This window comes from Lishizhenia tianjinensis (assembly GCF_900116425.1).
GTDB lineage: Bacteria > Bacteroidota > Bacteroidia > Flavobacteriales_D > Crocinitomicaceae > Lishizhenia > Lishizhenia tianjinensis.
Window position 1 is genome coordinate 907,436 of the sequence record NZ_FPAS01000001.1, and the last position, 25,546, is coordinate 932,981.

Consider the following 25,546-nt stretch of genomic DNA (forward strand, 5'->3'; position numbering starts at 1 on the left):
TACGCGCATTGATTTACTATGTTTGCAGAGCGTATTATTAAAACATGAGATTTGAGAGTATTATTATTCTTGATACTGGTAACCGTATCAACACAGGCAATTTTTGCCCAAAATTTTTCGAATCCTAACTTTACAGGAAACACCAGTTTTGGTTTATCCACCCTACCTTCATCATGGCAAAATGTACCGGCAACAGATCCGTTGTGCCAGGTAAACCCTAATTTTCAAGGTTTGGGTGATACACCTGACATGACCAATAATTTAGGTCCTATGTTGTCCACGGGAATTGCAGGTAATCCCTACATCAGTAATAATTTCATTTCGGGCGTTCGTGGCAATAACTTTCACGAAGGTATTATGCAAACAGTTTCTGGTTTTACACCGGGAAAAACGTACCGTTTGAGCTTTTATCAAACCGTGGTTAAACAAGAAAACTGCTTAGACACTACAGGAGCGTGGAGTGTTTTCCTAGACAACTCGCTTATTGGTACTTCAGCAATAAGTACAAGTCACCTTGCCTACAACGATTTACAATTAAACTGGGAGATGAGAGAAATACTTTTTATCGCCTCTCAAAATACGCATACGTTTAAGTTTTTCCCCGAAGATGATGATGCCAACTTAAATATTACTTCCTATGCATTAGATGGTGCATTGCGAATGGGGATAGATCAAATACAATTGGAGGAAGTTAGTTACCCTACCTATTATTTCGACACCATGCTATGTTCATCAGGCAACTATACCATAGATCTTAATTTCTCAAATGCAAGTTACCTTTGGAATGATAATTCAACGAGTCATACTAAGGTTATAGATAGTTCCGGTATTTACACCGTTGAAGTAAGTACACACGACTCTATTTTCAATTATGCTTATAACGTTGAATTTTTCAAAGCGTATACAGCTGAATTACCCATGGATACCACCATCTGTTATGGTGATACACTCCTCGTTCATTCTCCGCAAAACAATTACAACTTTCATTGGCAAAATAACTCCACCTCATCAAGTATAAGCGTGAGTGAAACTCAAGAGATAACTTACACCATGTACGAGAACAACTGTTCTGTTACTGAAAAAATGCAAATTACTGTAGAAGAACTACCTAAAATAAACCTGAATGATACTACCCTGTGTTTTGACGAAAGCTATTCCATTCAATTGCCTTCAATTTACAACTACGCATGGAATGATGGAAGTACTTCCCCAAACTACCTTATTACTGTAGGAGGAAACTATAGCGTAGAAACAAGTAATGGTTTTTGCAGTACAAACACATCCTTCCAAGTTGATGTAATAGATAGTATTGCTTTTGAAGGTTTTACCGATACCACTTTATGTTTTGGAGAGGAACTCTTACTTGCCCTTCCTCAAGGAAATTTTAATGCCGAATGGAATGACGGTACAAGTATAGATAAAGTGATTAATCAAACAGAAAGTCTTGTTTTACATGTAAGCAATACTTGTCAAAGTAAAGATTTCCCAGTTGAAATAGTAGTAGTTCCAGAACTTCAGCTTTATTTAGGTGAAGACACTACGCTTTGTCCAAACGAAACATTCGAAATAGTTGCAACAAGTAATGTTAATGGTAGTTTTCTTTGGCAAGATGGAGGCACAACAGCAAATTACACAGTTCAATCACCAGGTACTTATGCTGTAAATATGAATTACATAGGATGTACAATTTCGGATTCGGTTGTAGTAAACTATACCGCACCGTTAAATATTGATTTAGGAAATGACACTACAATTTGTAGTCTAAGCCAATTCCAATTGACAGCGTCAACTGACGAAAGTGTAAACTATTACTGGTCAGATGGAAGTACGAATAATGCGATTTGGGTGGATGAAAGCGCGTACTACACGGTAACCGTTACCAATAATTGCGAGAGTGTTACAGATGAAATCTATGTAGCTGTTGAGGATTGTTATACCAATGTATTTGCCCCTAATGCATTTACACCCAATGGTGACAGACACAACAATACTTTTCAATTTGAAACAACGGATGATTTTGATCGATTTGAGTGGCAAATTTACAACCGATGGGGTGAATTGATCTACTCCGGTTACAGTAAAGAGGATGTTTGGGACGGTACTTACCATAACCAAATATGCCAAGACGGAAGCTACGTATGGAAGTTAACCTACAGTCGCTCCGGCTCGGCATATGTGGAACAAAAAACAGGTACAATTACCCTGTTGATGTAATCTTTCTAGCTTTTTTGATGATTGGCCAATACTTCTTTGTAGAGATCCTCATACATAGGAAGTACCGCATCTAACGAAAACTTCGCGGCCTGTGAACTCGCATTGGCCTTGAACTTTTTCAGTACCTCATCATCTTCTAATATTTCTATACTGTAGCGCGCCATCTCCTCTATATCCCCTACATCAGTTAGGTATCCAGAAAAACCATGTTCATTCACCTCTGGAATACCTCCTGTATTTGAACTAACTACAGGAACATTGGCAGCCATGGCTTCTAAAGCTGCTAAACCAAAGCTTTCGGTTTGAGAGGGAAGTAGGAATAAATCTGCCAAGCCTACAACATGTGAAGTATCTCTTACCTTACCTACCGTTATTACGCGATCACAAGTACCAAGCTCTCTACATAATTTCTCCACGTTAAAACGCTCCGGACCATCCCCTACTAAGAGTAAACGAGAAGGTATCTTTTCATTAATCTTCTTAAAAGTCTTTACCACATCCTCTACCCTTTTTACTTTTCTAAAGTTTGAGACGTGACAAATAATACGTTCGTTATCTTGAGCATATCTTCTTCGAATATCTAAATTGAAATCTTTGTTGTATTCTTCCAAACAAATAAAGTTGGGAATAACATGAATTTTTCTATTCGTATCGAAGTGTTCGTAAGTATCCTTCTTCAAACTTTCAGAAACGGCAGTAACTGCATCTGATTGATTCAAACAGAAAGTAATTACAGGTTCAAAAGAAGGATCTTTCCCTACTAGGGTGATATCTGTACCGTGTAAAGTGGTTATAAAAGGAATATCTATTCCCTTCGTTTGCAAGATTTGCTGCGCCATAAAGGCAGCCGATGCATGAGGTATGGCATAGTGAACATGCAATAAGTCCAATTCCTCGTGGGTAACCACGTCTACTAACTTACTGGCCAACTCCGTCTCGTAAGGTTGGTATTCAAAAAGCGGATAATCACTTACCGCTACTTCGTGGTAATAAATGTTTTCTCTAAATGAGCCCAATCTTACCGGCTGAGAATATGTTATAAAATGAATTTCATGTCCTTTTCGGGCCAAAGCTTTACCTAATTCTGTAGCAACAACTCCACTCCCTCCAAAGGTTGGATATAACACTATACCTATTTTCATATGTCTTATCTTCTAAGTACCAATCTTTTACATTTCAGCAGCGTTTACCGCTTCATAAATAATACGCTGAATCTCTGTTCTAATATCCATGCGGACCAACTTCGGATTCTCTGCATCAGGGTAAATTCTGTTCGATAAAAATACATAGTTTATCCCATTAAAAGGGTCCGCCCACGACAAAGTGCCCGTAAATCCAGAATGACCAAAACTTTCTAAAGATACCAAGTTACAGGTTGGGCCACCATTCAAATCTCTTACTGGTTTGTCAAATCCTGCCCCTCTTCTATTGGTCGGACAAAACTGACAATCGGTGTACTTTTTTACAACCTCTTCACTTACAAATCTTTGCCCTGCATATTCTCCTCCATTTAAAAACATTTGCATCAAAGCAGCCAAGTCTGTTGCGTTAGAAAACAGTCCTGCATGTCCACCCACACCACCTAACATAGCTGCTCCTTGATCATGAACATAACCATGTATCAATTGTTTTCTAAAAATCTGATCATTCTCCGTAGGAACAATAATTTCCTTCGAATGATGCGCTAAAGGTAAATATCCCATTGTAGGTAAGCCCATAGCCCTGTAGTAATTTGTTTCCATGTAATTATTCAAAGGAGCATTCCCTATTTTCTCGATAATTTTCTTTACGAAGTAATAACCTAAATCAGAATATTTATAACGTTTGGGTCCTAAGGAAGTATTTAAAATTTTCTTGTAGATAGAATCTGTATAGGTATCGGAAATATATAAGTCCTCTGCTACTTGGGTTTCAAAACCATCCTTAGGAATTGAACTTAAATAGTTGGGGTTCCACGCACCAGCTTCCAAGGTTTTGGTGTAGAAAGGTATCCACGCTACAAGTCCGGCTTGATGCGCCATCATTTCACGGATAACAATGTTACCATAAGCAGCACTTACAGAAGTAACTTCAGGTATATAAGTGTTCAATTTCTCGTTCAAATCAAACTTCCCTTGGCTTTCAAGTCCCATTAACCCCAAGGTTGAAGAAGCTATTTTAGTAATGGAAGCCAAATCGTAAATGTGATCATCTTCTACCTTTGTTTTAGCAGCATAGGTATGATGTCCAAAAGACTTTTGGTAAAACACTTTTCCATCTTTAGCTACTACAACCTGACTCCCCGGATAAGCTCCTTCTTTAATTCCATTTTCAACCACTTTGTCAATTTCTCTTAACTTCAAGCGATCTAAACCAAGCTCTTCAGGCAATACAAAAGAAAGTCGCAAACCACCTTCCGTTTGAATTCCAATTCCTGCTTTATATGCATCTGATACAGATACAGGTAAATGTCCTCTATACCCCAAAGCACCAAACAAAAGTTGTGCTGATATATCGTGCACTGTTGGGTTATTTTCATACGCTAAAACGATGGCATCAATGTTCTCTAGATTTTTTACTTCACCGATTACATAAGGATTACCGTAAACACTTAAAATCACGTTTACACTATCCGGCAATGCAGATGTGAAATCTTGCCAGGCTATAGGAAAATTATATCCTGTTCTTCCTATCATAGAAGTGGCGTAGATGTTTATAAACACAGTAGAATAGCCAGCATCTTTGTCAAACTTCTCCAGTGCTTCCGTTCCAGAATAAACCGTGTATTCATCAGCTTTACAGTAGTCTTTGAAACGTTTGGTAAATTGGAAAGAACGCGTTCCTATGTTCACCAAAGCCACCTTTTCATCTATCTTTTTCAAAGGTAAAATATCACCTTCATTTTTAATAAGGGTTAGTGCTTGTTTATAGATATCCCTACTTACCAATTCCTTGTCTATGGCTGTAATCCTTGTAGCTGAAGGACCATTTTTCGGAATGTAATGTTGCTTTGCTTTTAAAATCTTTAAACAGCGTTCATTTACATCTTCCATACTAATTCTACCAGCCTTCACTTCCGCTTCAATGGCGTTCATAGCATCTTCTACAGATTCTGGAAACAACAAAATATCTATACCCGCTTTAAAGGCTTTTACAACTACCTCTGTTTTGCCATAAAAATCAGCAACACCTTTCATGTTTAAGGCATCACTAAAAATAAGCCCTTTATAATTCAATTGATTCTTTAATAAATCGGTTACTATAGGCTTAGATAAACTCGCTGGTGTACCACTTGGGTCTAAAGCGGGAATATTTAAATGAGCGATCATCACACTTGGTAATCCTTTGTTAAAACCGTACTTGAAAGGCATTATATCACTTAACATGATTTCATCCTTAGAATGTGTTATGGTAGGTAAGCCTTTGTGTGAATCTACATCCGTATCTCCGTGACCAGGAAAATGTTTTAAACACGACATCACTCCAGCGCTTTCCATACCGGTTGCAAAGGCATAACCTAATTTAGAAACCGTTGTTGCTTGTTCACCAAAACTTCTAAAACCTATTACAGGATTATTTGGATTTGAATTAATATCCACGACAGGTGCAAAGTTGATGTGTATCCCTAAAGTTCTTAATTCTTCTGCAATGATTTCTCCTTCTCTTCTTGTCAAGTCTTCATCATTGGCTGCTCCCAAAGTCATTTGATAAGGTAAACGTTCTACACCCTTCAAACGCATACTCGCCCCCCATTCAGCATCCATACCTATCAATAAGGGAATTTCCGACTTCGCTTGCAAACGCTCTATGTTCTCTTTAGTATCCTTACGGTTTCCTTGAAAGAAAATAAAACCACCTACTTCATTTTCGGTAACGTGCTTCTCCAATTCTAAAAGATGAGCTTCATCTCTGTTCGAATAAGCCGCCAACATAAAGAACTGTCCAATTTTTTGTCGCAACGTCAAAGAATCTAAGGTGTTTTGTGCCCAATTATCCTTTTGTGATAAAAAAGCTGGCTGCTCCTCTTCAGGAACAAATACAAAATTGGTAAGGGTGTACCATGACGTAAGACATAAAAGTCCTAATATGAGTCCTGTAGTTTTAGTTTTTCTTTGCATACTGTAAAAATAACTGTCGTTGTGTCAGCCACGACCAGATGGAATAATAATTGTTCACAAAAGAGGGTTAAATGCAGGAAACCCTTAACTTTGTTTAAGGATGAAATAACGCACATCTGCGCACAAAAATTACAAGTATCATGCTAGAACGCATTCGATTTATAAAAGTCAACAGAAATAAAAAATTTGATTACGCTCCCCGTTACTATGACGAACGCAAAGAGAAGTTGCAAGCCATGGTAGACCGCTACAATAGTGAAAAAGAAGGAGAAGTAACAGATGATGAAGCATATAGGAACAAAGTAAAAACGCGTATGCAGAATTCATTTTCTATTCAAGACGAGTATAAAACTAAATCGAGGGCTTCAAATGTTCGACTTCTCATCATCTTGGGTATTCTTATTCTCATTTGCTATTATATATTTGGCACATTAGACACATTTTCGTCAGATATTATAAACATAGACCAGAAGTAAATGAGCGAAGTTATTCGATTATTACCAGATCACATTGCCAACCAAATTGCAGCCGGAGAGGTTATACAACGTCCTTCCTCTGTAGTAAAAGAACTAGTAGAAAACGCCATAGATGCAGGCGCTACTTTTGTGGAATTAGTAGTGAAAGATGCTGGAAAGACTTTACTTCAGGTAATAGATAATGGTGGAGGAATGTCTGAAATTGACTTGCGCATGAGTATAGAACGCCATGCTACTAGTAAAATTCAACATGCCGACGATTTATTTGCTTTAACCACCAAAGGATTTAGAGGAGAAGCCTTAGCATCCATAGCAGCAATTTCTCATTTAACTATAAAATCCAAGCAAGAAGAAAGTGATTTAGCTAGTGAGCTTTATGTAGAAGGCAGTAAGGTGATTCACCAAGAAGAATGTGTTGGAGCTACGGGTACTTGCATTAGTGTAAAAAACCTTTTCTTCAATGTTCCCGCCCGCAGAAACTTTTTAAAATCAGACCAAGTAGAATTTAAACACATCGTAGAAGAATTTACACGTATTGCGCTTTCTCATGGTGATGTTGGTTTTAAATTAGTTCATAACGATAGCATCATACACGATTTACCCGCGGCCAATATGCGCAAGCGTATCGTAGATGTTTTTGGAAAGAAATTCAACGATAAATTAGTTCCAATAGAAGAGAACACAGATATCGTAAAAATATCAGGTTTTGTAGGAAAGCCAGAATTTGCAAAGAAGACCAGAGGTGAACAATACTTCTTTGTAAACAATAGGTTCTTTAAGCACAGTTACTTCAATCATGCGGTAACTGCGGCTTTCGATAATTTGATTCCTGCCAAAACTCACCCATCTTACTTTTTGTTTTTAGAGGTAGATCCACACAGTATTGATGTGAACGTTCACCCTACCAAAACAGAAATTAAGTTTGAGGAAGAGAAATACATTTACTCTATTTTGCGTAGTGCAGTTAAATTAGGTTTGGGGAAATACAACATTGCTCCTACCATGGATTTTAACCGTGAAACAGAGTTCGATCTTCCGCTTTCTTACAAATATGAGGAGCCGAAAGAACCAACCATACAAGTTAACCCCAACTACAATCCTTTCGAGGAAGAAAAGAAGTCAAAATCTGCTTCTAAGTCTTTTAGTTCAGCCTCTAGTGTGAGTGCTACCAAATACGAGAAGTCAGACGCTATCTCTCAGCACGGTTTTGGAAACTTATCCCCAAGCACAGAAAGCTGGGAAAACTTCTATGAAATCGCCGAGGAAGAAGAAACACAACCTCAACAAGAGGAGGTTTTTGAAAAACAAACAACCGCGGCCGGTAAACAACAATTTGTGATACATGGGAAATACTTGTTCTCACAAATTAAATCGGGGGTAATGCTCATTCATATCAAACGTGCCAAAGAACGCGTTCTCTATGATGAATTAATGGCCAACTTCATGCTCAACCCTATCGCTTCACAACAACTCCTCTTCCCTTTTGAACAGGAGCTTACCAAACAAGAGCGATTAGAGTGGGAAAACAACAAAACCTCTTTAGAAAGATTAGGCTTCCACTACAGCTTTGAAGGCGATAAATTGGTCTTGGCAGGAATTCCGAATTTGGTACAAGATGAAGTCCTACAAATTTTAGTAGATTCCATCACCGAAAAAATTGCGCACAACGAAATCGATAAAGGAGAATTGGCGCACTCTCTTATTTCAACCTTGGCTTCAGCAGCTGCCATGAGTGGAAATAGAGGTCTAAAAGAAGAAGAAAAAGATTACTTAATAGAACAACTCTTCCAAGCAGAAGACCACATGTTTAGTCCGAGCGGATTAAAAATAATTGATACTTTAACCTTGGAAGAATTAACCAAAAGATTTGCATGAATTTCTTGAACAATTTACATCCCGTAACTAAGAATTTACTACTCATCAATGTTATCTTGTTTATCATTACAGTTTTTGGTGAACAACAAGGTTTTCCGATAACACATTATTTGGGTGGACACGTTTTTAGTTCTCCTTTTTTCCAACCCTACCAATTGGTAACTCACTTTTTCATGCATGGATCTTTGATGCACCTTGTTGGAAACATGTTTGGATTGGTATTCTTTGGTAACTTGTTGGAAAGAGTTTGGGGCCCCAAACGATTTTTCATTTTCTATTTCGTTACAGGAATAGGCGCTTTTGTGCTTTACCAAGGAATTGGGTATTATGAATTGTTACAAGTAAGAGAAGAGATAACTTTATTAGGCTACAATTACCATGATGTACACCACCTTCTTTCTGAAGGTAAAGTTTACACCAATGCAGGTCCTAAAATGACAGAATACGTTCAAATGCTTAGCGTACCCATGATAGGTGCCAGCGGTGCAGTTTTCGGTATATTAGCTGCGGCAGCTTACTTGTTCCCGAACATGGAAATCATGTTAATCTTCTTCCCTGTTCCCATAAAGGCCAAATACTTTGTGAGCATATATTTAGTATACGAGGTTATACAAACCATACAATACAACCCTACAGATAACATTGCTCACTTGGCACATATTGCCGGAGCTCTGATAGGATTTATCATGGTAAAGATTTGGCAAAAATCGAGAACTAACTTTTACTAAGATGAGTAGAACTTTTACAGAAGAGATCAAATACCAATGGAATTATGGAGGTATGTATATCAAGCTCATTGGTATTAACCTTGCGGTATTTTTAGTGATTAACGTCGCTTTATCCTTTGCTGGTTTAATGGGTTATTCTGCGCAGCTAAACACCCACAACATATTGAACCAAATCTTTGTATTGCATGGAGATTTAAAAGGTTTAGTCACCCACCCTTGGGGCTTGTTCACAAGTATCTTTGCCCATTTTGGCTTTTACCATTTACTAATGAACATGTTGGTCCTCTTCTTTGTAGGTCGTATGTTTGAGCAGTTTTTCACCAGCAAACAATTACTTTATACTTACTTACTTGGTGGAGTTGTAGGAGGCTTGGTACAAATCATCGCCCACCAACTTTTCCCAGGTTTACAAAACTCAGGAATTTATGTGGTGGGAGCTTCTGGATCTGTTATGGCCATCTTTATGGCTGTAGCTTTTTACAGGCCTAACCTTACTGTTCACTTGTTTGGAATTTTACCCGTTCGCATTATCATTTTAGCAGGTTTATACCTCTTATCAGATCTCATCAACATCAGTAAAGACGATCAAATTGCGCATTTTGCGCATTTAGGAGGAACCTTAATTGGTTACCTGTCTGTACAAAACTTGGGATCTCCCAAAAACATTATTACCCGATTAGAGAACTTATTTAGTAAATCTAAAAGGCCTAAGGTTAAACGTACAAAAATGAAGGTGGTCAAAAACAAAGACTACAACACCCGATCAGACGAAGCGTACAACGAGTTCAAAAATATAGAACAAGAACAAGTAGATGCTATTCTAGAAAAAATTAAAAAAGCGGGCTACGATAGTTTGACCAAACGCGAAAAAGAGATTTTGTTCGAATACAGCAGAAATGTCAAATAAGAAAAAACGTTTTTTCTCCCTAAGGTTGTTGATGCATTTCTTTGCATTGTTAACCAGTATAGCTCTACTTTTAAGCTATGTAAGCGTTTATATTCCTCCAAAAACGCTTTGGATATTGCCGCTTTTTGGTTTGGTTTACCCCGTACTTCTTGTACTTACCTTACTCTTTTTGGTCTATTTCACCTTGGGAAGATCAAAGTGGTTTCTACTCCCCCTGCTCGTCCTTCTCTTGGGTGGAAAACTCCACTTGCGCTACATCAATTTTGGGTGGGGACAAACGGAAACGGTTACAGAGAACTCGCTAAAAGTAATGAGTTATAATGTGCGTTTGTTCGACTTCTACCTTTCCTCTCAAGCCAATGATTACGCCAACAAAGACAGCATCATGAATTTCATTAAAACCGAAAATCCAGATGTACTTTGTTTGCAAGAATACTTTTATACAGACGGAAATACACCTTTCAATACCAAGAAGACCCTTACGAAAATATTAGGTAGTAAGGAATATCATGAGCGCGTGCGCTTTCAACAAAATAAAAAACGCAACTTTGGCGTCAGTATTTTTTCTAAATACCCCATTATTTCCAAAGGTGAAGTGAGCTTTCCAGCATCTGCAACCAACTATTGTATCTATGCAGATATCAAAGTAAAACAGGATACTCTACGCATATACAACACCCATTTACAAAGTGTAAAAATCAAAGATGAGGATGTCAATTTCAACTTAGAAGACGATGAAGAAACCAATCTTTTACGCTTAAAAACAACGGTAAGAAAACTCAAAGAGGCCTACCCTGCGCGCACCGAACAAGCAGTGCTCATACTCAACCATGCCGCAGCATCCCCCTATCCTGTGGTAATTTGTGGTGACTTCAACGACCCTCCAATTTCGCATACTTACAACCTCTTTAATAAAGTGTACACGGATGCATTTCGAAATGCTGGCAAAGGTCTGGGTCGTTCTTACGCGGGGAAATTACCAGCAGGTAGAATCGATTATATTTGGCACGATACTAAATTGGGTTCTCAACATTTTAAGGTACAAGAACAGGCCTTTAGCGATCATTACGCCATTTCAACCCAAATTACTCTGCCTTAAGCTCTTCATAGCGCAGTATATCTATCAATGGAAAGTGTTCCCCATTTTCCAAATACCCATGCTCTACACCTTCCAATACGCGAAAATTAACCAGGACTCCCTCAATAACGCGTTCACCTGCAGCAGCTTTTAAATACATACGCAAAGGAGTTTTATGCATGGCCAAACGCTCGTACACATCATACATTTCACAACTTACATTTTTCATTTATTTTATTTTTTAGGGCGCTCAAGCGGGTCATACAGTTGTAGTTCATCGTCTTTTTCTCCTTTCCAAAAGCAAAGTAAAAGAGCTTCTTTGGTCGCTTTTTACTTTTCATTGTCAATGTCGTAAAGCCCATGCACTACCCTTTCTACCCCTAGCGCTGTCTTAATTCAACCTGGGTTCAAGATTTCTATCCATTAGACGAAGCCGAGTTAAAACCTTTCATTAATTTTGTTTACAAACACGATACTATGAGTCATACAATAAAAAGAGGAGTATTTCCAGGGTCTTTCGATCCTTTTACCAAAGGTCATGAAAGCGTAGTAAGAAAAGCCATAGAACTTTTTGATGAAATCATCATAGGTGTTGGTATCAATACATCCAAACAATACTTGTTTGATACAGACAAGCGTTTGGCCCACATAGCTTCTTTGTTCGAAGACAATCCTAGAATTAAAGTACAATCTTATACTGGACTAACGGTAAAGTTTTGTCAGGAAGTAGGTGCGCAATATTTGGTGAGAGGTCTTAGAGATTCTAAAGACTTCGGCTATGAACGCAGTATTGCACAGATGAACTTGGAGATCTCAGACATAGAGAGTTTATTTTTCATGACAATTCCAGAGTACGCGGCAATAAATTCTACTATTGTACGTGAGATATATAAGTCAGGAGGCGAAATACACAAATTCGTAACTAATCCAGATTTACTCGTTTAATGAATTATATGAAATACATCCTGTCCTTAATTAGCCTTGTGTTGCTGGGTTCTATAACTCACCTACAAGCACAAGAAGTTTATATAGAAGGCTATGCGCAAAACATGCCGAGCGGAACAGTGGAAGTTTACGAAATAGTAGACTACTTAACCCGTTATGAAAGAAAAATCGGAAGTGGTAATATATCAGCAGATAGTACCTTTAACGTGAGTTTTCCAAACATAGGAACGCAAAAAATTAAGGTTAAAATCAACAACAATTATTTCTACACTTACGTGCAACCCAATGCGAAATACGATTTGTACGTTAAAGATAAATCTCCCTACAATCCAGAACGACCAGAAGGGAATTTGGTGGAATATTTCTTTGGAGGATTACCCGAAACAGACATCAATTACAAAATCATAGAATACGATGAAGAGATTTTGGATTTCTTACGCAACAACTTTAGAAGAACCGATGTAAGAGCCAGAGAATTCATGTACAAATTGGATACCTTCAATATAGAAATAAGAGAAAAGTATAAAAACGATACTTCTTCTTATTTCGAGGTATACAGACGTTACGGCTTAGCGAGTTTAGATGATTTAAGTTTTATAGGTGCAAGTAATCGTTTACAAAAGTTTGACTTCTACCTAAAACCTTATACCGTAAGCTATACTAATGACAGGTATATGGAATACTTTTTAAACTTCTACGAAAACTTTCATTACAATTTAAGCAGAACCAAAGAACAAGTTTTCTATAATGCCTTGCTACAATCTAGTCCAACATTACTTATGAATGCCCTAGGTAATGTTTACGAGGTAAAACACAATTTGCGTGTGAGAGAATTGGTCCTTATCAATATGATGAGTGATTTGTATTACAATGTGGATTATCCACAAGTACCTATTTTAAACGTATTGGATTCATTGGCAGGTTTTGCACTTTTCGAAGAACACAAAGAGATTGCGAAAAACATGCGCAAGCGATTGACGGAGTTAAAACCTGGTGTAAGATCTCCAAATTTTGAATTTACCCAAAATGATATCACCAAACAAAAAGGAGATTACTTGGGGAAATATCATTACGTAAGTTTTGTAAATACAGACATTAAAAATTCTATGGCAGAATTAGAGCTATTGAGAGCCCTGTATTTAAAATATGGAGGTACTACACAATTTACCACCTTCATCGTAAACAACAGTAACCAAAGTGTAGAGAAACTAAAAAAGAAGTACGATATACAATGGGAAATTGTAGAGATTAAAAAGGATGACGACATCATCCATGATTTCCAAATTCAAACCTTTCCCCAGTATGTATTAATAGACATACACGGTTACATAGTTGCCGCACCAGCATTGGGACCAAAACCCAATGGAGAGTACAAAACCATAGAAAGACAATTACACGCCATTAGCAGGTTAAAACCATAAAAAATCCTCCCCTACTGTGGGGAGGATTTTTTATATCAATTCGCTTTGGACCTAAATTTAACCCAAGGAAAAAGCTGAAACTTCCTATTGAGCTCTACATAAAAACCAGAGCCTTTGGAGTAACTACTGTAATCTACATGATAAATTTGATTATCCTTTCTCAAGGTGAACCTATCGGTGAAATGAGCTAAATCTCCAAAACCTTGAGTGTACTTAAAATTGATTCCACAGATTAATTTCCCCTTTTTATTAAAAAACTCTAACCCAGCATTTAATTGCACATAGGGTCTTATTCCGTAAAACCTCGAAGGCAAATTTTCATAATTTAAGAGTTCTATATCAGGGTTTAATTGTCCATAGGATGACCCGCTATAATCAACAAAAAATGGCGCATATTTAACATCACTATAATTGAAGAACACGCCCGTGCTTATTCCTGTAGCAATACTTACATATTTATACTTTTTTAGTTGTCGCTCTACAGCAACTCCCAACCTATTAGTAATCAACGTTAGGTTTCCCTTCGCTTTGGTAGGACCTACGGAAGTAAAATACATACCTGAAGCATTCTCTATCATAGCAAAATGCTCATAGCCAAAAGCTCTTCCTGCCGCATCTTGGTAAACGCCGAATTCTATATTGGTTTTATTATCCTTTAATGTTACCCCGAGAGCTATACCCAATTGACTTGAAAGCCCCCAAAAAGACCCCGGTTGATATACATTTATAGGAGCATAATCTTTTATCAGCTCAAAAGACATATCTTGATTTGCTTCTAAGGTGTTGTACTTATAAGAAAAGCTCGGTTTCAGATACCATTTTTGACTGTAAACTTGAGCAGTAAAAAAGAATATAGGAAGTAAAATAGACAAAAGCCTTTTTACAAGAGTTTGGGTGGTTATCATATCTGAATTAAGTTTGATTTCTAGGGAACAAACGATAGAATCCTGATTTTATTACCAACTACAAAATCTACACAATAAAAAAGCCCTCATCATTTTGAGGGCTTCCTTTTCATTTTATACTTTCGCTTCCTTTTCGAGTTTCAATTTCAAAAATTGACCTGTATGCGAATCTTTACATTTGGCCAAATCTTCAGGAGTTCCGGCAAAAACTAAGTTACCGCCTTTATCTCCGCCTTCTGGACCTAAGTCTATGACATAATCCGCACATTTTACAACATCCATATCGTGTTCAATCACAATAACCGAGTGTCCTATTCCTATCAAGGCATTAAAGGCAATTAATAGCTTTTCTATATCGTAAAAATGGAGTCCTGTTGTAGGCTCATCAAAGATGAAAAGTGTAGGTTTTGGGTTTCTTGATTTAATTAAGAAAGATGCCAATTTCACACGTTGTGCCTCACCACCAGATAAGGTAGAAGAAGCCTGACCCAAACTCAAGTAACCGAGTCCAACATCAAACAAAGGTTGAAGTTTTTCAACGATTTTCTCCTCTGTTCGCGTTGTTCCTTCTTTAAATAATTCCAAAGCGCTTTCAACATCCAAAGCTAAAATATCTGCAATAGAATAACCTTTATACTCTACCTCTAAGGTTTCTTGTTTAAAACGCGTTCCGTTACACGCTTCACAATTTAAGTGTACATCGGCCATGAACTGCATAGAAACGGTAATTTCACCTTCTCCTTCACACATTTCACATCTACCGCCATCTACGTTGAAACTAAACCAACCTGGTTTGTAACCACGTATTTTTGAAAGTTGTTGCTTGCTAAATAAATCACGTATATCGTCAAAAGCCTTCACATAAGTCACCGGGTTACTACGCGAAGATTTACCAATAGGGTTCTGATCGATAAACTCAACCGTATGTATGCGATGTGTATCTCCTTCTAAAATTCCAGAATACTTCATCTCACCACGATGTATACCCAAAACTTCATTCATTTTAGGGAACAAAACATCCTTCACCAAAGAAGACTTCCCCGAACCACTTACTCCTGTAACACACACCAAATTGTTCAATGGAAAATCTACCTCCATGCCTTTGATGTTGTTGGCGTATACCTTTTTCAAGGTCAATTTATCCTTGGTGGGGCGTCTATAATCAGGTGTAGGAATTACTTTCTTACCCGTTAAATATTGAGCTGTTAAACTTCTCTCTTCGGCAATCAAGGCTTTGTGGTCACCATGGAAAACAACTTCTCCACCGTGCACTCCTGCCATAGGACCAATATCTAAAATGCTATCGGCATTTTCCATCATGGCTTCTTCGTGCTCCACCACAATTACTGTGTTTCCTATGTCTCTTAAGTCCTTTAAAACTTGTATTAACTTATCTGTATCCTTTGGGTGTAAACCTATAGAAGGTTCATCTAAGATGTACATAGATCCCACTAAAGAAGATCCTAAAGAATTGGCCAAATTGATACGTTGAGATTCCCCCCCAGACAAGGTATTGGCTTGTCTATTCAAGGTCAAATAACTCAATCCCAAATTAGACAACAACTCCAAACGGTTCACAATTTCTGGTAAAACGCGTTTGGTTACCATTTCATAACGTTCACCCAACTCTAAATTTCTAAAGAATTCCAAGTTGTATTTTACAGAATCTAGAACGATTTCTTGGATGTTCTTTCCACCCAATTTAACGTAAGAAGCATCTTTTCTTAAACGCGTTCCTTTACAGTCGGTACATTTGGTTTTCCCTCTGTATCTTGCCAATAAAACTCTGTATTGAATTTTATAGCTCTTACTTTCTACAAAAGCGAAAAAGTCATTAATCCCTTCGAAATACTTGTTCCCATTCCAAAGCAGGTCGTATTGCTCCTCGGTTAACTCTTCTACTGGTTTGTGAATAGGAAAATCGAACTTAGCGGCATTCATCACCAAAGCGTTGAGGTATTTCGACATAGACTCACTGTTCCATGGCAAAACGGCACCTTCGTATACACTTAAAGATTTATCTGGAATTACCAGCGACTCATCTATACCGATAACGGTTCCAAAACCTTCACAGGTCTTACAGGCTCCAAAAGGATTATTGAAGGTAAAAAAGTGCTCTGTAGGTTCTACGAATTCCATTCCGTCCAATTCAAAACGGTTAGAGAATTCTAATTCTTCTTTGGTATCGTGCAATTGGATGATACAGGTTCCATTTCCTTCAGCAAAAGCCAATTGTACTGAATCTCCTATACGTGAAATGTTTTCCTCACTGTCTTTATCTGATTTGATACGGTCAATTACCAAGTACCCTTCCTTTACTTTCTTTGGAGGATTTTCTATTAAATCAACCACCTGGTGCAATTCACCATCGAATAAAACACGAACATAACCTTGATCTTTTAACAAGTTCAGTTGTCTGTCTATTCCGTATTTATCTATGTTCAAAAGCGGCGCTAACACCAAAGCTCTGGTTCCCTTCTCCAAGGCGTTAATGGCATCTAAAACATCACTTACATTGTGTTTCTTTACTTCATTTCCAGAAACGGGAGAATAGGTTTTACCCACACGGGCAAACAATATTTTTAAGAAATCGTAAATCTCTGTTATGGTTCCCACAGTAGAACGTGGATTTGTAGAATTCACCTTCTGTTCTATGGCTACCGCAGGAGATATTCCTTTGATAAAATCAACTTCCGGTTTATCTAGTTTCCCCAAGAACTGACGGGCGTAAGCCGACAAACTTTCTATATATCTTCGTTGACCTTCGGCATATAAGGTATCAAACGCTAAGGATGATTTACCCGATCCAGAAAGACCTGTAATCACCGTTAATTTTCCATGTTCAATTTTAACTTCTACATCTTTGAGGTTGTGCATGCGCGCACCCTTAATGTGTATATGTTGTTCCTTCATGTAGCTCTAAGGTCTTAATTGTTCTCTACTTGTTTTTTGCTCTCTTCTTCTTCCAATAATTGTTTTTGGTACATCTCGGCATAAATACCATTAAGTTGCATCAACGATTGGTGGGTTCCTTCTTCTATTTTTTCTCCGTCATCCAACACGATAATTTTGTCGGCATTACGTATAGAACTTACCCTATGAGAAACAATTAAGGTAGTATTTTTTTCAATTTGAGGTTTTAAGTTGGAAAGGATGATTTCTTCCGTTTCCGTATCTACAGCAGATAAACAATCATCTAGGATTAAAAACTTCGGTTTACGCATCAATGCTCTCGCAATACTGATACGTTGTTTTTGTCCTCCACTTAAATTCACCCCACGTTCTCCTAACAAAGTATCATATCCCTCTTTAAAGTCAACAATATTGTGGTAAACGTGTGCTTGCTTGGTCACTTCATCCAATTCCTCTTGCGAAGCATCTCTATCTTCGGTTAAACCAAACTTTATATTATTGGCAATAGAATCTGAGAACAAGAAAACTTCTTGAGGAACCACACCTGTATCCTTGCGGTACTCCTCTAGATTTACCTCTTTTAGGTTCTTGTTATCTATCAACACCTCACCTTCCTGTGGATCAAACTGGCGCATCAATAAGTGAATAACGCTCGACTTACCAGAACCTGTTCTTCCTAAAATGGCCAGAGTTTCTCCTTTATTTATAGTGAAAGACAAATTCTTTACAGCCGTAATGTTAGAGGTTGGATACGTATAAGTTACATTGTTAAATTCTATGTTTCCTTGGAAATCCAGCACTTCTTGGGTAGGATTTACGATGTCTGGTTCTTGCTTTAAGAACTCGTTTATTCTTTCCTGACTCGCTGCCGCACGTTGAATTAAAGAGGTTACCCATCCAACAGAGGCAAAAGGCCAAGTCATCAAATTCACATACATTACAAACTGTACAATCACACCCGGGTTAGTAATCACCCCATCGATGTACATGTTCCCTCCTATAAAAATGGTAATGGTTGTAGAGATACCTATTAAAAAAACTATGGTTGGCATAAACAGGGCATTGGTAAATACCAAATCCATGTTGCGTTTGAGATAGTTTTCATTGGATTCATTAAAGATTTTGTTAAACCCTTCTTCTGCTCCATAGGCCTTTAAAACTCTAACCCCTGAAAACGTTTCTTGAACAATAGAACTCAATTTAGATTGCTCGCGTTGAACGCGCTCACTTTGCTTGTTCATTCTGTCTGACACCTTATAGACCATGAATGACATAATGGGCAAAGGCGTAAGCACCCATAACGTTAATTCTACGTTAATGGATAACATTCTCCAAAATATGAAACTAAATAAGAACACTAGGTTCACGGTGTACATCACCCCTGGTCCTAGATACATTCTTACTTTCGAAACATCTTCTGAAATACGGTTCAATAAATCTCCCGTTGAATTACGCTTGTAAAAATTGAAGTTTAACTTTTGATAGTGTTCATAGATTTCGTTTTTCAAATCGTACTCCACATATCGAGAAACTTTGATAATTGTTTGGCGCGTAAAAAAGAGAAAAATCCCTTTGGTAAGGGATAATAAAAAGTACATTCCAGCTAAGCTAAAAGCCAACCAGGCTATATTATCTATGGTTTCGTTGGCGGCTATTTTTTCTTGAAAGTCGTTTACAGCATCCTTTACCAACTCTGGCATCTCTATCACTAGAACGTTCTGAATGATAATAAATAAGACTCCTAAAAGTAATTGCCATTTGTATTTTAAGAAATATTTGTTGAGATAGCTGAGAGACTTCATGTTTTAATTTTCTATTTTTGCACCGCGTTTTGACTTCAACGGAAGACAAAATTAGGCAAAGAATTGGAATAATAAAGATTCTATTTAATACAGTATTGAAATGATTGAGGTAAAGGAAATGAGTGCGACAAATTTGGCTGATAATCCAGTCATAGCACAAATGTCTATGTTCGGCCACGAGCAGTTATTATTTTGTAATGACAATGCAACAGGCTTGAAAGCTATTATAGCTGTTCACAACACAGTTTTAGGTCCAGCACTAGGTGGTACTAGAATGTGGATGTACAACAATGAAATGGAAGCATTGAACGATGTTTTGAGACTTTCGAGAGGTATGACTTACAAAAACTCAATCTCAGGGTTAAATCTAGGAGGAGGAAAAGCCGTTATCATTGGTGATTCTAAAACTATGAAATCTGAAGCCCTATTCAGAAGATTCGGAAAATTCGTAAACAGTTTAGCAGGTAAGTACATAACAGCTGAAGATGTTGGTATTAACCCACAAGATATGTCATGGGTAAACATGGAAACAGAGCATGTTGCCGGATTACCAGGACGTAGTGGAGACCCTTCTCCAGTTACGGCTTACGGAACTTACATGGGAATGAAAGCGTGTGCTAAAGAACAATTTGGTTCTGATAGTTTAGCTGGAAAAACGGTAGCTGTTCAAGGTGTTGGTCACGTAGGAGAATACCTTGTAAAACACTTAACAGAAGAAAACGCAAACGTTGTAATTACGGATATTAACCAAGAAGCTTTAGCAAGAATTTCTAAAGAATACGGAGCTACAGTAGTTGGATTAGATGAGATTTATGACGTAGACATGGATATTTACGCACCATGTGCATTGGGAGCAACAGTAAACGATGCTACGTTAGAGCGTTTGAAGTGTTCTATTATTGCAGGAGCTGCAAACAACCAGTTGGCAGACGAAAACATCCACGGAGAAATCGTTCGTCAGAAAGGAATTATCTACGCTCCAGATTACGCCTTAAACGCAGGTGGAGTTATTAATTGTTACTCAGAGGTAAAAGGTTTATCTTCGGAGTGGGCAATGAGCAAAGCAGAAGAGATTTACTCAACTATCTCTAACATTGTTAAGAGATCTAGCTCAGAGAACACGCCAACATTTGCTATTGCAAACAAAATGGCAGAAGAAAGAATTCAATCAATAGGTAAGGTTAAATTACCGATGTAATAATTAGTATGCTAAATAGAAGACACTTAAGAATAAAGGTATTACAATCACTCTACGCTTATTATCAAAGTGATAAGGAAAGTGTAATTCGAGCAGAAAAAGAAATGATGGAGGCTATAGATCGTATTTACGATCTATACCTTTATTTCTTATTGGGTTTTGCAGAGTTGAAAAACGTTGCTGAACACCGTATCGAAGAGAATAAGAAAAAGATTTTACCAAAAGAAGAAGATTTAAACCCAAACATGAAGTTTGTAGAAAACAAGGTGATTGCCATGTTGGAAGACAACTACATGTTAATTCAAGCTTCTGAGGAAAGAACCGTTAACTGGGTGGGAGACACAGAACGTGAAATTTTTAGAAAGATGTTCTTACACATTCGTGAGTCTGAAACTTTCTTTGAATTCATGAACAACGGAAACACAGGTTTTGAAGAAGATAAAAACTTCTTGATTGCCCTTTTTAAAACTGAAATTGCAAATTTCGATCACCTCTACTCTTTCTTTGAAGAAAAGAGCATACACTGGTTGGATGATATAGATTTAGCGGCAACTATGGTGATCAAAACTTTGAAAGGTTTTGAGGAAGAAGGTGCCAACGATATCATGCCACTTTACAAAGATCCTATCGATGAGAAAGACTTTGTACGTACACTTTTAAAGAAAACGATTAAAAGAGAAGAAGAAAACTTGAAATTAATTGACGAGTTAACTTCTAACTGGGAATTGGATAGAATTGCACGTATGGATGTGTTGTTAATGGAAATGGCCATTACCGAATTACAAGAATTCAACAATATTCCAGTAAAAGTTACTTTGAACGAATACATCGAAATTTCTAAATTCTACAGTACACCAAAAAGTAATGTATTTATCAACGGAGTACTTGATAAGGCCATTGCACGACTTGAAGCCGACGGACAAATCAATAAGATAGGTCGCGGTTTAATGAATTAATTATATTAGCGCAAAAAAAATAATGAAAGGAAAATTTTTATTCTTAGCGATGCTCTTCATCCTTGCTTCTTGTGGTTCTGAAAACACCTCTATGATAGGTGAAAAAACTACAATGGAAGTTCAAGAAGTAGTTGATATGGGAGATGTTGCAAGAGGCGAAGTAATTGAAGCTGAAATCTCTATTAAAAATACAGGAGATGTTCCTTTGATTATTGCGGATGTAAAGGAAAGTTGCTCTTGTACGGTTACTGATAAACCGTCAGACCCAATTGCACCGGGAGAATCTACAAGTACAGTGGCTAAAATTGACACCAAGAACTTTAGTCCGGGTACCTTTACAAAAACAGTAACAATTTCTGGAAACACAAAACCTTCAGGACATACTGTACTAATTAAAGCAAACGTTATAAACTAAATAAACAAACGAAATGAACGTAATGTTATTACAATCAGGTGGAGGAAGCATGCAATCTCTTCTTATGATTTTAGGAATGGTAGTAGTATTCTACTTTTTCATGATCAGACCTCAAATGAAAAAACAAAAAGAGGCAAAGAAATTTAGAGAGAGCCTAACAAAAGGAGATAAAGTGGTAACTATTGGAGGAATCCATGGTAAAATTTTAGAAGTTGCTGAATCTACAGTATTATTAGAATGCGAAGGTTCAACAAAATTGAGAGTTGAAAAATCAGCACTTTCTTCTGGAGCTCAAGATACATTAGCTGCTACAGCGAAATAAGCTTTTAACAGATAAAAAAAAGGGAACCTATTGGGTTCCCTTTTTTCGTTGTTGTCTTCTTCTTTGTCTATTCTTCTTCCGAGCTTCCTTCCTACGCTCAACATAGGCTTTTTTCTTTAGTTTGTATTCCGATTTATCCAGGAGGTGAACCGTGAAATCAAACTTGACCAAACCGGCATTTACATCTTCTATGACGCGTTCTAAAATATAGTCTTTGTCTTCAGGATCATATCTCATTTTCAAATCTTGATCCCAGGCCTGAGCAATCAATGAAAAGGTTGAAGCTTTTGATTCGGATTCGTATTTCGATATAATATCGTAAATACTCATTCCCGTTTCTCTGTAAATGAGTTTCGCCAATACTACCCCATCACTCCTATACAAATCCTTTAGTAAAAACTTGAAATCGGCCTTTAAATCTTTATGGGTTTGCTTAACCAATTTCTTTTGCTTTCTTTTTTTATTGAGTGAAGCCATCTCCAAATCTAAAGAATCAATTACCTCTTTGGTATATAAAGCCAAAGGATAAACTTTACGGACTTTGCGCAATAGACGGTTATATTCTTTCTGATAATTCGGAATACATTTTATTTCCTCGAATTCCTGGTTATATACAAATGCCGTATCCTCTTGGAGGTTAAGGTTCTGCTGCCCCATAGCCCAAACTCCATTTAAAAACAGAAGAAATATGGGTAGTTGTTTAATTTTTGCAAACATAATCCCTAGTTTTAAGGTGTTAACAATAGTTCTCAAGTTATGAAAATTCTGATGAGTTTTATTTTTTTTAGTATCATTTTTACAAGTTGCAAGAACGATGCCTCAAATCCATCTTCTGGTGATCTTGGTAACACCTTTATAGATACTAACGAAAACAAACCTCAAATAATTGTACCCGATGGAGAGCTTGAAAGTTTAGACACCCTCATCAATAAAGAAGAAAGTCCTGCATCTATAACAGAGGAAAAAATTGAAATTGAAAAAAACTTTGGACAACAGTGGGACTTTTGTAACTGCGTTAAAGCCCTTGATTCTTTAACACAAGCTTTGGGTAAAAATAACTTAAGCGACCAAGAGCTCGACCAGCTTTTACAACGTTCTGATTACATAGACCTTAAGTGTAAAACCATCACTGCAGAGCCCAGTTCTACCCTCGAAGAAAGAGAGGCGCATCAGAAAAAAGTAAGAAAATGTTTAAATAATTAATATTTTCGGGCAACCCTTTAAAAGGAGCTGAGTACTTAAATCAAAAACCACGCATTTGAGCGCAATTAGTGCAAAGACATTAAAAGACTTTTGCAAAGGAAAAAAAAGAGCCTTTGACAAGATTTACCATGCCTATTCACCAGGTATGTATGCCATTGCTTTGCGCTATATGAAAGATGAGGATGAAGCTAAGGACGTACTTCAAAATAGCTTTATAAAACTTTACAATAGTAGAGATAAATTTGATCCTTCAGGTTCTATTGGAGCGTACATCAAACGTATAACCATAAATACAGCATTAGACGAATTAAGAAAGAAAAAGAAATTTGAACCCATCGAAAACAACCTTATTCTCAGTGAGGATGAAGTAGATTTTGAAATAGAAGAGAATAACAAGCAATCCTATGAACAGCTTTTAGGTTTCATTCAAGATTTACCCGATGGATACCGTACCGTATTTAATCTCTTTGTGTTTGAAAATTTAAAACATACAGAAATAGCAGAATATTTAGACATATCGGTAAATACATCTAAATCGCAGTTAATGAAAGCGAAAAGGATGTTAAAAGAAAAGCTGAGTTCATTAGTAAATGCAGAAAGAGCATGAGTAAGAAAAACAACATAGAAAATCTTTTCAAAGAGAAGATGCTTGCTGCAGAGGTAAAACCACCTGTGCATGCTAAGCGTGCTATAGACGATGCTCTGAACTTTCCTAAGACGAATGTGCGCAGATTGTTTTTACTTACCCTTCTTTTACTTTCTCTACTCTCAGCTTCGGCGTATTTCTTTTTAAAGGATAACAACTCCCTGGAAAACGGATTAAGTGATCACAAAATCACAACGCATCAAAGTAGGACAGTAGAAAAAACGGAATCAGAAATTACTTCTGGGGTATTGTCTTCAACTTCAAAAAATGACAAGACAACCCTTAACGAAGCAAAAGTATCACCCGAATTAACGAGTGAAGAGGTATTAAATACAGCTACCACAGATACGCAGTTGAATAATGAAAAATTAGGAGCTACAAAACCAAATTCAACTAAGGTTAATAAAACATCCTCTGCGTCCGAAAAACTTCCATCTTCCTCTACTAAAACAACGCATACCACTCAGGCACAAGAGGCTTCTGACTCTGGAAAGGAAAATACAGTTTCCCAAAACTCAGCACAAGAGAAGGAACAGCCAACCGAAGCCAATGGACAAAAAATCGAAAATGGTGAACGCGCAGAAAACACTTCAGAAAAAGAAAATGCGAATAGTTCAACAGCTCCCATTACAAATGGCGAACAAAATGTGCAAGACAGCACGGTAACGGAATTAGTTGACCAAGAAGAAGAAAAAAGTGAGGACGAAAAATCAGACCAAGAAAAGGAAGAAACGAACAAGGAGAAGAAAGAAAAATCCAAAGCTTCTAATTTATTGACTGGTTACGGGGTGGGGATTGATGTTGGTTTACCTTCACTTCCTACTTCTAGAGAATTCACAGAACTCGGAGCTGCAACCAATACAGCTACCCTCAATTACCAATCAATAATTGCTTATCAAATTTATGGTCTATTAAAGGCATATGATCAATACAACTTACAACTAGGCGCTCAATTCCATAAAGGAAATACAACTTACGCATACGACAGTAGCTACACAAATTATTTTCAATATATAGATACAACTTATGTCTATGATACTTTCAACAATATCATCGATACGAATTATACTACCTACAATGATAGTACAACAGCTACTATTTCTAATAAACTAAGAAGTACCGTAAACTACTTTAATCTTCCTATCAGTGTGGGGAGAACTTTCATCTTAAACCCAAATGGAAATGAGAATATTAAACTAACTACCAACTTGGGAGCAGACTTAAGATTTACACGACTTAATGGAGATATTGAAGGATTGATTGCGAATCCATTCACGGTTAACTTTATGCTGCGCAATACCCTTGCTTATGAAATTGGGAACTTGGATATAATTTTACCGATACAAGTAAATTACAACCCGAAATCAAGATTGATATACCAAGAAACACGTATAGATCCCAAAACGAGTTTTAGTCTCGGTTTGGGTATTCAGTACAACTTCTAA

At 37.2% G+C, this 25,546-nt stretch carries 22 protein-coding genes; 15 read left to right on the forward strand and 7 right to left on the reverse strand.

Translation table 11 applies throughout. The annotated features are described in order from the left end of the window. Positions 1-51: 51 nt before the first annotated feature. Positions 52-2,214, forward strand: coding sequence for a T9SS type B sorting domain-containing protein (locus BM327_RS04290; protein ID WP_090246721.1), 2,163 nt, complete (start codon positions 52-54; stop codon positions 2,212-2,214). Between the two features lie 5 nt (positions 2,215-2,219). Here BM327_RS04290 and bshA read toward each other — a convergent pair whose 3' ends face one another. Both bshA and BM327_RS04300 read right to left on the reverse strand, forming a co-directional pair. Then, positions 2,220-3,356, reverse strand: a complete 1,137-nt coding sequence (gene bshA, locus BM327_RS04295) for an N-acetyl-alpha-D-glucosaminyl L-malate synthase BshA (protein WP_090246723.1) — start codon at positions 3,354-3,356, stop codon at positions 2,220-2,222. A 27-nt stretch (positions 3,357-3,383) separates the two neighbouring features. Next, complete coding sequence (locus tag BM327_RS04300; protein ID WP_090246725.1) at positions 3,384-6,311, reverse strand: serine hydrolase domain-containing protein; 2,928 nt, start codon at positions 6,309-6,311, stop codon at positions 3,384-3,386. Positions 6,312-6,451: 140 nt separating this feature from the next. On the opposite strand from BM327_RS04300, the gene BM327_RS04305 reads away from it, so the two are divergent. The 5 genes from BM327_RS04305 to BM327_RS04325 are packed head-to-tail and all read left to right on the forward strand — an operon-like array spanning position 6,452 to position 11,396. Further along, on the forward strand, positions 6,452-6,787 hold the full coding sequence (locus tag BM327_RS04305) for a hypothetical protein (protein ID WP_090246726.1): 336 nt from the start codon (positions 6,452-6,454) through the stop codon (positions 6,785-6,787). Continuing rightward, positions 6,788-8,662 carry a DNA mismatch repair endonuclease MutL gene (mutL, locus tag BM327_RS04310; RefSeq protein ID WP_090246728.1) on the forward strand — a complete coding sequence of 625 codons (1,875 nt, stop codon included), beginning with the start codon at positions 6,788-6,790 and terminating at the stop codon, positions 8,660-8,662. It begins immediately after the preceding gene. Then, positions 8,659-9,390: a rhomboid family intramembrane serine protease gene (locus BM327_RS04315; RefSeq protein WP_090246731.1), complete on the forward strand. Its 732-nt coding sequence runs from the start codon at positions 8,659-8,661 to the stop codon at positions 9,388-9,390. The genes mutL and BM327_RS04315 overlap by 4 nt, the downstream gene beginning before the upstream one ends. Position 9,391: 1 nt before the next feature. After that, a complete protein-coding gene (locus tag BM327_RS04320; protein WP_090246734.1) occupies positions 9,392-10,297 on the forward strand; it encodes a rhomboid family intramembrane serine protease in 906 nt (301 codons plus the stop codon). Further along, a complete protein-coding gene (locus BM327_RS04325; RefSeq protein ID WP_090246737.1) occupies positions 10,287-11,396 on the forward strand; it encodes an endonuclease/exonuclease/phosphatase family protein in 1,110 nt (369 codons plus the stop codon). The genes BM327_RS04320 and BM327_RS04325 overlap by 11 nt, the downstream gene beginning before the upstream one ends. Here BM327_RS04325 and BM327_RS04330 read toward each other — a convergent pair. Continuing rightward, the gene (locus tag BM327_RS04330) at positions 11,383-11,604 is read right to left on the reverse strand and encodes a hypothetical protein (RefSeq protein WP_090246739.1); all 222 of its coding nucleotides are present in this window, start codon (positions 11,602-11,604) and stop codon (positions 11,383-11,385) included. The two genes, BM327_RS04325 and BM327_RS04330, sit on opposite strands and share 14 nt — an antisense overlap. 248 nt (positions 11,605-11,852) lie before the next feature. Here BM327_RS04330 and coaD point away from each other — a divergent pair, with 248 nt between their 5' ends. Continuing rightward, positions 11,853-12,320: a pantetheine-phosphate adenylyltransferase gene (coaD, locus tag BM327_RS04335; protein ID WP_090246741.1), complete on the forward strand. Its 468-nt coding sequence runs from the start codon at positions 11,853-11,855 to the stop codon at positions 12,318-12,320. An 8-nt stretch (positions 12,321-12,328) separates the two neighbouring features. Continuing rightward, positions 12,329-13,741, forward strand: a complete 1,413-nt coding sequence (locus BM327_RS04340; protein WP_139230246.1) for a TlpA family protein disulfide reductase — start codon at positions 12,329-12,331, stop codon at positions 13,739-13,741. Positions 13,742-13,776: 35 nt separating this feature from the next. On the opposite strand, the gene BM327_RS04345 is transcribed toward BM327_RS04340, so the two are convergent. The 3 genes from BM327_RS04345 to BM327_RS04355 all read right to left on the reverse strand — a co-directional run bounded on the left by BM327_RS04345 (position 13,777) and on the right by BM327_RS04355 (position 19,361). Next, positions 13,777-14,646, reverse strand: a complete 870-nt coding sequence (locus tag BM327_RS04345; RefSeq protein ID WP_090246744.1) for a hypothetical protein — start codon at positions 14,644-14,646, stop codon at positions 13,777-13,779. A 114-nt stretch (positions 14,647-14,760) separates the two neighbouring features. Beyond that, positions 14,761-17,559, reverse strand: a complete 2,799-nt coding sequence (gene uvrA, locus BM327_RS04350; RefSeq protein WP_090246746.1) for an excinuclease ABC subunit UvrA — start codon at positions 17,557-17,559, stop codon at positions 14,761-14,763. A gap of 14 nt (positions 17,560-17,573) precedes the next feature. Next, on the reverse strand, positions 17,574-19,361 hold the full coding sequence (locus BM327_RS04355; RefSeq protein WP_090246748.1) for an ABC transporter ATP-binding protein: 1,788 nt from the start codon (positions 19,359-19,361) through the stop codon (positions 17,574-17,576). 100 nt (positions 19,362-19,461) lie between these two features. Here BM327_RS04355 and BM327_RS04360 point away from each other — a divergent pair, with 100 nt between their 5' ends. From BM327_RS04360 to yajC, 4 genes are read left to right on the forward strand one after another with little or no spacing between them, the layout of a single operon-like run. After that, positions 19,462-20,559 (forward strand): Glu/Leu/Phe/Val dehydrogenase dimerization domain-containing protein, encoded by a 1,098-nt coding sequence (locus BM327_RS04360; protein ID WP_090246749.1) that lies wholly within the window; start codon positions 19,462-19,464, stop codon positions 20,557-20,559. 8 nt (positions 20,560-20,567) lie between these two features. Then, on the forward strand, positions 20,568-21,515 hold the full coding sequence (locus BM327_RS04365; RefSeq protein ID WP_090246752.1) for a transcription antitermination protein NusB: 948 nt from the start codon (positions 20,568-20,570) through the stop codon (positions 21,513-21,515). A 22-nt stretch (positions 21,516-21,537) separates the two neighbouring features. Further along, positions 21,538-21,930, forward strand: coding sequence for a DUF1573 domain-containing protein (locus tag BM327_RS04370; RefSeq protein ID WP_090246754.1), 393 nt, complete (start codon positions 21,538-21,540; stop codon positions 21,928-21,930). A 13-nt stretch (positions 21,931-21,943) separates the two neighbouring features. Beyond that, complete coding sequence (gene yajC / locus BM327_RS04375) at positions 21,944-22,252, forward strand: preprotein translocase subunit YajC (protein ID WP_090246756.1); 309 nt, start codon at positions 21,944-21,946, stop codon at positions 22,250-22,252. Positions 22,253-22,279: 27 nt separating this feature from the next. On the opposite strand, the gene BM327_RS04380 is transcribed toward yajC, so the two are convergent. After that, positions 22,280-22,969, reverse strand: coding sequence for a DUF4294 domain-containing protein (locus BM327_RS04380; RefSeq protein WP_090246758.1), 690 nt, complete (start codon positions 22,967-22,969; stop codon positions 22,280-22,282). 51 nt (positions 22,970-23,020) lie between these two features. Between BM327_RS04380 and BM327_RS04385 the strand changes: the two genes are divergently transcribed. From BM327_RS04385 to BM327_RS04395, 3 genes are read left to right on the forward strand one after another with little or no spacing between them, the layout of a single operon-like run. Next, positions 23,021-23,455 (forward strand): hypothetical protein, encoded by a 435-nt coding sequence (locus BM327_RS04385; RefSeq protein ID WP_139230247.1) that lies wholly within the window; start codon positions 23,021-23,023, stop codon positions 23,453-23,455. 55 nt (positions 23,456-23,510) lie between these two features. After that, positions 23,511-24,062, forward strand: coding sequence for an RNA polymerase sigma factor (locus BM327_RS04390; RefSeq protein ID WP_090246762.1), 552 nt, complete (start codon positions 23,511-23,513; stop codon positions 24,060-24,062). Next, complete coding sequence (locus BM327_RS04395; RefSeq protein ID WP_090246766.1) at positions 24,059-25,546, forward strand: porin family protein; 1,488 nt, start codon at positions 24,059-24,061, stop codon at positions 25,544-25,546. Before BM327_RS04390 ends, BM327_RS04395 begins: the two co-directional genes overlap by 4 nt.

What these genes read in the sequence shown, in the direction of transcription:
- bshA (WP_090246723.1), bottom strand. Translation starts at nt 3,356, where the DNA reads ATGAAAATAGGTATAGTGTTATATCCAACCTTTGGAGGGAGTGGAGTT.
- BM327_RS04300 (WP_090246725.1), bottom strand. Translation starts at nt 6,311, where the DNA reads ATGCAAAGAAAAACTAAAACTACAGGACTCATATTAGGACTTTTATGT.
- BM327_RS04305 (WP_090246726.1), top strand. Translation starts at nt 6,452, where the DNA reads ATGCTAGAACGCATTCGATTTATAAAAGTCAACAGAAATAAAAAATTT.
- mutL (WP_090246728.1), top strand. Translation starts at nt 6,788, where the DNA reads ATGAGCGAAGTTATTCGATTATTACCAGATCACATTGCCAACCAAATT.
- BM327_RS04315 (WP_090246731.1), top strand. Translation starts at nt 8,659, where the DNA reads ATGAATTTCTTGAACAATTTACATCCCGTAACTAAGAATTTACTACTC.
- BM327_RS04320 (WP_090246734.1), top strand. Translation starts at nt 9,392, where the DNA reads ATGAGTAGAACTTTTACAGAAGAGATCAAATACCAATGGAATTATGGA.
- BM327_RS04325 (WP_090246737.1), top strand. Translation starts at nt 10,287, where the DNA reads ATGTCAAATAAGAAAAAACGTTTTTTCTCCCTAAGGTTGTTGATGCAT.
- BM327_RS04330 (WP_090246739.1), bottom strand. Translation starts at nt 11,604, where the DNA reads ATGAAAAATGTAAGTTGTGAAATGTATGATGTGTACGAGCGTTTGGCC.
- coaD (WP_090246741.1), top strand. Translation starts at nt 11,853, where the DNA reads ATGAGTCATACAATAAAAAGAGGAGTATTTCCAGGGTCTTTCGATCCT.
- BM327_RS04340 (WP_139230246.1), top strand. Translation starts at nt 12,329, where the DNA reads ATGAAATACATCCTGTCCTTAATTAGCCTTGTGTTGCTGGGTTCTATA.
- BM327_RS04345 (WP_090246744.1), bottom strand. Translation starts at nt 14,646, where the DNA reads ATGATAACCACCCAAACTCTTGTAAAAAGGCTTTTGTCTATTTTACTT.
- uvrA (WP_090246746.1), bottom strand. Translation starts at nt 17,559, where the DNA reads ATGAAGGAACAACATATACACATTAAGGGTGCGCGCATGCACAACCTC.
- BM327_RS04355 (WP_090246748.1), bottom strand. Translation starts at nt 19,361, where the DNA reads ATGAAGTCTCTCAGCTATCTCAACAAATATTTCTTAAAATACAAATGG.
- BM327_RS04360 (WP_090246749.1), top strand. Translation starts at nt 19,462, where the DNA reads ATGATTGAGGTAAAGGAAATGAGTGCGACAAATTTGGCTGATAATCCA.
- BM327_RS04365 (WP_090246752.1), top strand. Translation starts at nt 20,568, where the DNA reads ATGCTAAATAGAAGACACTTAAGAATAAAGGTATTACAATCACTCTAC.
- BM327_RS04370 (WP_090246754.1), top strand. Translation starts at nt 21,538, where the DNA reads ATGAAAGGAAAATTTTTATTCTTAGCGATGCTCTTCATCCTTGCTTCT.
- yajC (WP_090246756.1), top strand. Translation starts at nt 21,944, where the DNA reads ATGAACGTAATGTTATTACAATCAGGTGGAGGAAGCATGCAATCTCTT.
- BM327_RS04380 (WP_090246758.1), bottom strand. Translation starts at nt 22,969, where the DNA reads ATGTTTGCAAAAATTAAACAACTACCCATATTTCTTCTGTTTTTAAAT.
- BM327_RS04385 (WP_139230247.1), top strand. Translation starts at nt 23,021, where the DNA reads ATGAGTTTTATTTTTTTTAGTATCATTTTTACAAGTTGCAAGAACGAT.
- BM327_RS04395 (WP_090246766.1), top strand. Translation starts at nt 24,059, where the DNA reads ATGAGTAAGAAAAACAACATAGAAAATCTTTTCAAAGAGAAGATGCTT.